General features: G+C 62.1%; 9 protein-coding genes. 5 read left to right on the top strand and 4 right to left on the bottom strand.

The window, feature by feature from the left end:
- Positions 1–93: 93 nt before the first annotated feature.
- The 4 genes from IB254_RS21345 to IB254_RS21330 form a co-directional block, all read right to left on the bottom strand.
- A complete protein-coding gene (locus tag IB254_RS21345; protein WP_192419293.1) occupies positions 94–1,035 on the bottom strand; it encodes a glutathione S-transferase family protein in 942 nt (313 codons plus the stop codon).
- Positions 1,036–1,123: 88 nt separating this feature from the next.
- On the bottom strand, positions 1,124–1,444 hold the full coding sequence (locus tag IB254_RS21340; protein ID WP_008026664.1) for a GIY-YIG nuclease family protein: 321 nt from the start codon (positions 1,442–1,444) through the stop codon (positions 1,124–1,126).
- A gap of 40 nt (positions 1,445–1,484) precedes the next feature.
- A complete protein-coding gene (locus tag IB254_RS21335; RefSeq protein ID WP_008026662.1) occupies positions 1,485–1,955 on the bottom strand; it encodes a nuclear transport factor 2 family protein in 471 nt (156 codons plus the stop codon).
- A gap of 114 nt (positions 1,956–2,069) precedes the next feature.
- A complete protein-coding gene (locus IB254_RS21330; protein ID WP_192419291.1) occupies positions 2,070–2,702 on the bottom strand; it encodes a response regulator transcription factor in 633 nt (210 codons plus the stop codon).
- Between the two features lie 354 nt (positions 2,703–3,056).
- Between IB254_RS21330 and IB254_RS21325 the strand changes: the two genes are divergently transcribed.
- From IB254_RS21325 to IB254_RS21305, 5 genes are all read left to right on the top strand, one after another.
- Positions 3,057–3,698 (top strand): DUF1120 domain-containing protein, encoded by a 642-nt coding sequence (locus IB254_RS21325; RefSeq protein WP_192419289.1) that lies wholly within the window; start codon positions 3,057–3,059, stop codon positions 3,696–3,698.
- A gap of 66 nt (positions 3,699–3,764) precedes the next feature.
- On the top strand, positions 3,765–4,385 hold the full coding sequence (locus IB254_RS21320; RefSeq protein ID WP_192419287.1) for a DUF1120 domain-containing protein: 621 nt from the start codon (positions 3,765–3,767) through the stop codon (positions 4,383–4,385).
- Between the two features lie 50 nt (positions 4,386–4,435).
- On the top strand, positions 4,436–5,152 hold the full coding sequence (locus IB254_RS21315) for a fimbria/pilus chaperone family protein (RefSeq protein WP_192419285.1): 717 nt from the start codon (positions 4,436–4,438) through the stop codon (positions 5,150–5,152).
- Between the two features lie 117 nt (positions 5,153–5,269).
- Complete coding sequence (locus IB254_RS21310; RefSeq protein WP_192419283.1) at positions 5,270–7,738, top strand: fimbria/pilus outer membrane usher protein; 2,469 nt, start codon at positions 5,270–5,272, stop codon at positions 7,736–7,738.
- Between the two features lie 10 nt (positions 7,739–7,748).
- Entirely contained in the window at positions 7,749–8,891 is a 1,143-nt protein-coding gene (locus IB254_RS21305) for a DUF1120 domain-containing protein (protein ID WP_192419275.1), read from the top strand.
- Positions 8,892–8,918 lie beyond the last annotated feature (27 nt).

The raw sequence follows: 8,918 nt of genomic DNA, 5'->3' as shown, positions 1-8,918 counted from the left end.
CGGTGGGTCAGTCGATGAATATGTTGACTGATACACCGCTATCGTCGGAACGCCGCCCGCAGCAAGCCGGCTCCTACAGGTCGGTGTACGTCGTTAGCTGTTAATGCGCTCGATCCGAAACCCGAACCGCGGAAAGTGCACATGCACCACCCCGCCACGTTCGTCTTCACGGCGCAGGATCAATTCCTCACGCCCGGCAAACAGCAACTCCCCGGCCACCGGATCAACACCGTAATCGGTCGCCGTGATAACCACCTGCTGACCCGCCTCAAACCCGTTAGGCTCTTCGAACTGCTCATCCGGCAACGCGGCAGGCGTGGCATTGCGCGCCACCGCCAGCGCCTCCTCGGATGTCATCTCGCTGAACGCACCATGCCCGAAACCCAAGACCCGTGCATGCCACGCGGCAACCGCCGGGTACGCATCGACCAGCGGCGCAGTCACCGGTGTCGCTTTCAGGAACCACAGCGAGTGAGCCAGGGCGAAGTCGGCAATCGACGGTTCACCGAACAGGAAGTCGCCCTGCTCGCGCTGCAGCTGTTGCTCCAGGCGTGTCATGATCGTCGGCCATTGATGCCGCGCCTGTTCGGCCGACAACTTTGTCGCACTGCCACCGCTGAAAAAACTGGCGCGATCGGCGAGGAACGCCTTGATTGCTTCCGGCGGCAAATGGCCGAAACGCACCGCGACCGACGCAGGCTGAAACACCAGGCTCACGGCATGCTGGAACACCACCGAATCCGCCCACGCGGCGAAGCTCGCGGTGATCATTTCCTGACCTTCCGGGAAGAACGCCGGCAAGGCTTTTTCCTGCTCCAGTCGACGGGCGATCAGCGACGTGTCGCAATAAATATCCGCACCAATCTGCAACACCGGCGTCTTGCGATAGCCACCGGTCAAAGCCGTCAGATCGGGTTTTGGCATCACCGGCGAGATCTTCACCGAGCGCCAGGACAGGCCCTTGAAGCCCAGCAGCAGGCGGGCCTTTTCGGCGAAAGGGGACGTCGGGTAATGGTGAAGAATCAACTCGGACATGCTCGGCTCCGCCGCACGAATCAGGAATCTGCAGCTTAGCGCGCAATCCGCGAGCAGCCTACAGATCTGCCTGATGGGAACTGATCAATCAGATTGATAAGCCCGCAGCAAAGGTCGCCACCAGACATTCCTTGGCGCTTTTCTTGAGTTTTTTGATCAGCCGTTCCTGGCGCAGCGCTTCGCTTTTGTCGCGGCAGACTTCGGTGTAGACCAATGCCACCGCCGGGCTGGAAAGGAAGAACCGTGCGCCTTTGCCGCTCTGGTGAGTGGCGAAGCGGCGGACGGGATCGTCGCTGATCCCGCAATAGAGCGAACCGTTGGCCGCACGAACGAGGTAGACGAACCAGGGTTTGCTGGCGGGCAGCGTCGGTTCGGCGGCAATGGCGGCGGGTTCGCTCGGCGTGTTCACGTGACGATCAGGGCTTGAAAGAAAACAAGCCGCGATCTTATCAGCGACTGGCCTGAAATGCCTTCAGCCCCTTCAAGGCCTGAGCACGAACGGCGTTTCTCACCAGCGGTGTCCAGCCCAGCAGCAGGCCCTTGAACCCCAGCGCCTGACGCGACCAGGTCCACAGATCAAAACGGTCGTGATGCTCGCAGATCTTGCCGTCGCGAAACACAAAACGCGCCTGAATATCGTTGACCACGGTATTGCCGGTCTGGCTGAACAGGTACGTCGCCACCCAATGCGCGCCGCCGCTGCGATCATCGCTGCGCACGTTATCGAAAGTCAGGGAAAAATCCTTGGCCCGGGTCGTGAGCATGCGCCACATGTCGCCCGCGTCGCGCCCGCGCAATTCGCCGAATGCCGGATCACTGAACACCACGTCGTCGGTGTAGCAGGCGCTCATGGCTTCGGCATCCAGGCGCTGGAAGGCCTCATAGAATCGGGTGATCAAGGCGTTGTGGGCATCACTCATGGGCAAGCTCCCTGGTTTGAAAACTGGATTCGTAGAATTGCCTGCACGATAGTCAACTAATGTTCGAAACACTACCGGCATTCGTGGCGGGAATACCCTCAGGTGTGCCGAAGCCTAATGCACCATGCCACTCTCACGGGCATACGCAAACAGGTCCACATCCGTGGAAATGCCCAGCCGCTGCATGGCCATGTTTTTCTGTTTGCTGATGGTCGAAACGCTGCGTTTGAAGTGGCCGGCGATTTCACTGACGGTCATTCCGCTGGCGAGCATTCGGACCACCTCGTGCTCTTTTGCCGACAGTGCAGCGCAACTCGACCGGGCCCGGGCGTCGGCCTGAAGCAGCGCCGTGCGCAGTGACTCGCTGATATAACGTCGCCCTTCAGACACGGACTTGATCGCCAGGGGAAGTTCCTTCGCCGACGCGCCTTTGGCGATGATCGCCACCACGCCTTGTGCGAACGCCGCCCTCAGGGTAGTGACGTTGGCAAACATCGTGACCAGAATGATCGGCATCGTCGGGTAGCCACGTCGCACCCGGCTCAGCATCTTCAGTCCGTCGGCCTGCAAGTTGCCCGGCATGCAAAAGTCGGTGATCAACAGATCACAAGGCGTCGTGCACAGCAGGCTCAACAGGCTGTCGGGACCATCGGCCTCCCCCACCACCACACATGTCCGGTTCAGATCGACGAGCATCCGCAAGCCGATACGAACGACCGGATGGTCGTCAGCAATGATTACGCGCATTGTCGGATTTATCCTGTTTGGTGACTGGAATGCGCGAAAAATAGCGCCGTCCTGTTCCCATCACAACGTCCGTTCCCGACCGTAAAACCACTTCGTCCAATGTAATCGGGGGGGTGTTCTTTCTCCTATAAAACAAAAAGAACCGCCCTACGTTTGCAAGCTACATCGGCCACACAGAAGGACTACAGACAACGCGATGCAGGAGGGCGATTTGTATCCCGCAACACGTTTTCATACAGCGAGCCGTTCGTTTTCGTATTAGTTGCATTCCGCCTGGCTACTTCGATCGATAGATTGCGCCCTGTCCATAACAGGGCAACTCCCAACAATCGTTCATCAAGGAAGAGCCAACACATGAACAAGCGTTTATCCCTTCTGACTGCTGCTTTGCTGCTGACCGGCGCCTCATCCGCTTTTGCCGCCTCCAGTACTGATCTGACTGTGACGGGCATCATCACTCCTGTTGCGTGCACACCAAGCCTGGCCAATGGTGGTGTCGTCGATTACGGAAAGAAATCCGCGAAAGACCTGAATCCGACCGCCCACACTCCACTTGGAGTGGAGACCATTCAACTGACTGTGAACTGCGATGCCTCCACACAATTTGCGCTCAAAACATCTGATAACCGGGAGGGGACCGCAAGCTTGGGTGGTTCCGTTAATGGGAACTTCGGCCTGGGTTTGATTAACGCGAATGAGAAACTGGGCTACTACAACATGGTTTTCATGAACCCAGTTGCCGATGCCCCAGTGACAGCGGTGTATTCAAGAGACAAGGGTGATACCTGGAATCGGCTTTGGGATGACGAACCACTTACGCCGGCCTATTGGATGGCGTTTGGCAACCAGAGCGGTAGCACCTGGACACCTGACTTCCTTCAGAACGTTACGGTCGATATTGCGGTGCATACCCAGATCGCCCCCGCCAACAGTCTGACCCTGACCGACGAAGTCACACTCGACGGTTCCGCAACGCTCCAGATCGAGTACCTGTAACCCTCCGTCATCAACGAGCAACGCCAGCCCCACGGCGTTGCCCGCTCACTCAAAGGACGACCCATCATGGAAAGATGCTCCCTCGCTCTATTGACGCCCCTGTTGATCGCCTGCGCTCCGGTGGCCTTCGCCGCCAGCAGCGCGGACCTGAGCGTCACTGGCCTGATCACCCCCAGCGCCTGCACACCCAGCCTTTCCGGTGGCGGCATCGTCGACCACGGCAAATTGACAGTAAAAGACCTGAAACCAGACCAGCCGACTGCCTTGCAAGACGGCACGCTGTACCTGGAGGTGAACTGCGATGGCGCCACGCCATTTACCCTGACGACGATCGACAACCGCGAAGGCTCTTCCGCCTTTCACCCCAATAGTCACGGGCTGGGCGTCATCAACGACGACCAGAACCTGGGCAGTGTTGCGTTCGGCCTGTTCGATGCGGTGGCCGATGGGGCGACGGTGAGAACCATCATCTCTCTCAACGACGGTGCCACCTGGCGAGTGTCTTCCTACCTGGGGCACGCCGGCCAGACCGCGTTCGCGGCATTGAGCGACCTGAGCACACCGATCGCCATCAAGGATCTGCGTGCGCGGCTCACGACGTTTACCACCATCGTGCGCGCGAACGACCTGACGCTGACCGACGAAATCCCCATCGACGGGCATGTAACTGTGCAACTGAACTATTGATAGGCCGGCGTTGCCGGTTCCATTTTTTCGAGTATCCAACGAGACACGTCATGACGATGTTTTCCAGAGTCACCCGTCATCTGTTCCATTCCGGCCTCGGCGCATTTGCCCTGCTGCTGAGCGCACAGGCTCAGGCCGACGGCATGGTGCCGAACACTTCCGTGGTCATCGTCAACGAGGCCGACGGCGAAGCGTCCGTGTCCGTGACCAACACCGATACCAACCTGGCGTTGATGCACGTCACCCTCGAAGACATTGCCGAGGACAGCGAATCGCTGGTGTTCGTGACGCCGCCTCTGGCGCGCGTCGAAGCGGGCAAAACCCAATTGGTGCGGTTCATTCTGCAATCGGAAAAGCCCCTGCTCACCCAGCGTTTGAAGCGGGTGATCTTTGAAGGCATCCCCCAGGGCAAAGCCCCCGCGGAAGCCGGGCAGGCCCGGGTCGGCGTGACGGTGCGCCAGAACTTGCCGGTGATCCTGCACCCCAAAGGCCTGGCGCCCAATCGCACGCCGTGGACCGACCTGCAATGGTCGCTGAAGGACGGTCAACTGACCGTGCGCAACGACACGCCTTATGTGGTCCGTCTGGGCCAGGAGGTGCAATTGTTGCCGACGGCGGGCAACGCGATGTTGCCGAAAACCTACGTGCTGCCCGGTGAGCACATCAGCATCAAGGTGCCCGAAGGCGCCGCCACGCAGGTGCGCTTTCAACCGGCAACGGTCTACGGTTTTGCGGTGCCGCATTACGAGGCGCCCATCCAGTCCTGAACCACCCTGACGGCGTCATCACGGACGGATGAGCGCCCATGTTTCAAGGCGACGGCCATCTGGTCGTTGCCACAGGCGTGCCGGTAGCCGCACGCCGCAATAACCCAAGTGAACCCGATGAACACAGTATCGATATACCGTGATGGCGAAGCCGTGCCCGTTATTCGGGGCGCCGCTCGCCCTTATCCATGGCGGCGGCGAACCACAACGGCATTGTTGCTGAGCAACGCGCTGATGATGCTCGACGCCCACGGAGAGGCGTCGTTCGACAAGGACACGTTGCTGCAGCGCGGCATCGATCCGGCGCTGGCGACGTTGCTGATGCAGGCGCCGCAGTTCACGGCCGGCCGGCACCCAGTCACGCTCACGGTCAACGGCCAGCGCCATGGCCGGGTCGACGTCACGTTCAATCGCGACGGGGCGTTGTGCTTCGATCGGGCGCTGCTCGATGCCGCGAACCTTACGGTGCCCGCGCTTACGCTGGAGGATGGTCAGTGCCACGATTTTCTTGGCAGCGCGCCGCAGGCCGTCATCGAACCGGACCCCGCGAACCTCGCCCTGTCGTTGATCGTACCGACTGACGCGATACGCCCCACGGCCCGGGATTTTTCCGGTTATCAAACCGGCGGTATTGCCGGTTTGATCAACTACGACGTCACCGGTTTGCATAGCCGTTCAGGCGACAGTTCGAGCCGCTACGCCTCGGCCAACACTGTACTCGGTTTCAATGCCGGCGACTGGATCGTGCGCAGCCGTCAGGTACAGACCTGGCAGGACGACATTTCCCGCACCACACACATTGCGGCCTACGCCCAGCGCACCTTCGCCAGTCAGGAAGCGGTGCTGCAGGCGGGTCAGATCAACCTCTACAACCCGGTGCTGGCCGGTGCGCAGATCACCGGCGTGCAAGTGCTGAACGAGCAGGCGCTGCAGGTCGAAGGGCAAAGCGCGGTCATTGAAGGGATCGCCAACAGTCAGGCGCAGATCGAGGTCCGCCAGAACGGCTCGCTGATCCATTCCACGGTGGTGCCCGCCGGCCCGTTCGCGCTCACCAATGTGCGGCGGCTCAACACGCGTTCCGACGTGGAAGTCACGATCAAGGAGGCCGATGGCAGCGAGCGCAGTTTTACCGTGCAGGCCGCGATGCTGGGGGTCAGTTTGCCAGCGCCCGGTTATTCGCTGGGGGCCGGTCAGGTGCGCAGTGTCGGTGATGCGCAGGCGGGCGATCCCTGGGTAATCAGCGGCGGCTGGAGCGGTGCGCTCACCCCGCAAGTGTTGCTCAGCGCCGGCCTGACCGGCGCCGCCGACTACCGCGCGGCGGGTGCCAGTGTCGGCCTGTTGCCCTCGCCCGTCACCCAGGTGCAAGCCACGCTGACCGGCGCGCACGCCAGCGGCAAGCAAGCCAGTCAGGGACTTCAGGCTGACCTGAGCGTCTCGCACCGTTTGAGCGAACAGTGGGCGCTCAATGCCGGCAGCTCTTACCGAACCCTCGGCTACCGGGAACTGGAAGAGGCGGTGTTCGACAACACGTCCGACAACACGTCCGACAACAGCAACTCCCGTTACCGCGATCAGCAGAGCGCGGCCCTGTCGTGGTCGCATCCATGGCTCGGCGCGTTCAGCAGCGGCTTCAGCCGATCCAGTTCGTTCGACGGCCAAAGCAGCAGCCGCGCCCTCGCCTCCTGGGGCACCAGTTTCGGTGGCGTGTCGGTCTCGGCGACCGCCGAATGGCAGGTCAGCGGCGCCAACCGTAACGACGACAGCGTTTACCTGAACCTCAGCATTCCACTGGGCGAGAACCGCCGGGCGCGCACCTGGGTGCGCAGTTCCGCCGGTGATTACCGCAGCGGCGTCGGCTTGAGTGAACGGGTCAACGATCAGCTGGGTTACCGGGTCGGCGTCGAACACGACACACGCAACAAACAGGTGCAATCCACGGCCGGCGTTTCGCTGCTGCCGCGCTACACCCAGCTCGATCTCAACTACACCCGCGCCGATGACGAACGCTCCAGCTATCAGGCCGGCGCTCGCGGCGGCGCAGTGTTGCATGGCGGCGGCTTGACGCTGTCGCCATACCCGGTGAGCGACACCTTTGCCCTGCTGTCGGTGGGCGACATGGGTTCGATCAAAGTGTCGACGCCCAGCGGTCCGGTCTGGACCGACTGGCAAGGTCAGGCGGTGATCCCGCAAGTGGCGGCGTACGGCCGCAGCCCGGTGGAAGTCGACACCAAAACCCTACCGCGCAACGCCGACATTCACAACGGGCTGGCAGTGATTTCGGCCGGTCGCGGCGCCGTCGACAACGTTGAATTCGGCATCACGATGACCCGTCGAGCTTTGCTCAAGGCCACCACCGCCAACGGCGCGCCCCTGCCACGCGGGGCCGCCGTGAACACCGAGGACGGCGAGTTCGTGACCCTGGTGCAGGACGGCGGCCTGGTGTTTTTGCCCAACGTCCTCGACCGCCGTGCGCTGTGGATCAGCGCACCGGGGCTGGAGCGCTGCGAACTGCGCTTCGAACTGCCCGCCGACGCGGACACCAACGCGTACTACGAAACCGCCCCCGCCAAGTGCCGAGCCCTCTGAGGATGACTTCATGAACCTGTCGCGCTATTTGCTGCTGACCCTCGCGCCCCTGGCACTGAGCGGATTCACGCCACTGGCCTCGGCGTCCACCGACGACTGTCAGTTCAACCTGAGCCAGCCGGTGCTCGATTACGGGCTGATGAACCGGGCGATACGCCCCGATGCGGCACCGGAACGACACCTCGGCGAGCGTCCGCTCAGCCTGACCGTGAGCTGTGCGCAGCCCATCGACATGAGCCTGTTCTACCAGGCGATGGCCGCGACCGCCGAACGCTTTCACTTTGCCGAACGCGGCAGCTATCAGGTACGCATTCGCGACGCCGTGCTCGACGGCCAGTCGGTGGAGATCGGCTTGATTGCCGGGGCCGGTCAGCCACCGTCCAAAACGGCATCGAACCTGATCTGGAGACCGGAACACGGGGTCGTGCCGGTGCAGGCTGGCGTGCCGGTACAGGGCCGCAGTTTCTCGGCGCAACTTGAGCTGACCGCCTGGGTTCAAGAGCAAGGCACGCAGGTGCGTGACGCGGTGACCTGGGAAGCCTTCGGGGTGTTCGACGCCATCGGCGCCGGACGCACCCGCGAGGCGACCTTGCGCGCCCGCTTCGCCCCGGCGGCCTGCGAGCCGGTGCTGTCCAACGGCGGCGTGGTCGACTTTGGCACCCTGTCGAAAAAAGACCTCAACGCGGACAAGGACACGCGCCTGCCACCCAGGTCGTTGACGCTGATGGTCGGCTGCGACGCGCCGGCCTCCTTCGCCCTGATCATGCATGACAACCGCTCAGGCTCGGCGACGCTCGACAGCGAGTTTTACTACGGCCTGGGCAAGGACAGTCGCGGCAACAAGATTGGCCAGTATTCACTGAACGTGGACCCGGCTGGCGCTAATGCCGACGGCTTCGCCCGCCTCTATCAAACCGACTCCAGCACCGCCGGCACCGTCTGGAGCACCGGCAGCGCCAAGCCGATCCCCATCGGCCAGACCCGTTACCTGGCGTTCACCGACAACGCCGGCAGCAGCGCCGGCCCGGTGCTGATCCAGAACCTCAGCACCACGGTGACCGTCGACGCCGTCATCGCCCCCACCAACAGCCTGGATCTGAGCACCGCCATCGAGCTCGATGGCGCGGGGACGATCGAGATTATTTACCTGTAACACCCAACCCGATCCTGCTGGATCCGG

The organism is Pseudomonas sp. PDM03, assembly GCF_014852385.1.
GTDB lineage: Bacteria > Pseudomonadota > Gammaproteobacteria > Pseudomonadales > Pseudomonadaceae > Aquipseudomonas > Aquipseudomonas migulae.
The sequence above is the reverse complement of the archived record's forward strand: the minus strand, read 5'-3'. Positions and strand labels throughout refer to the sequence as shown.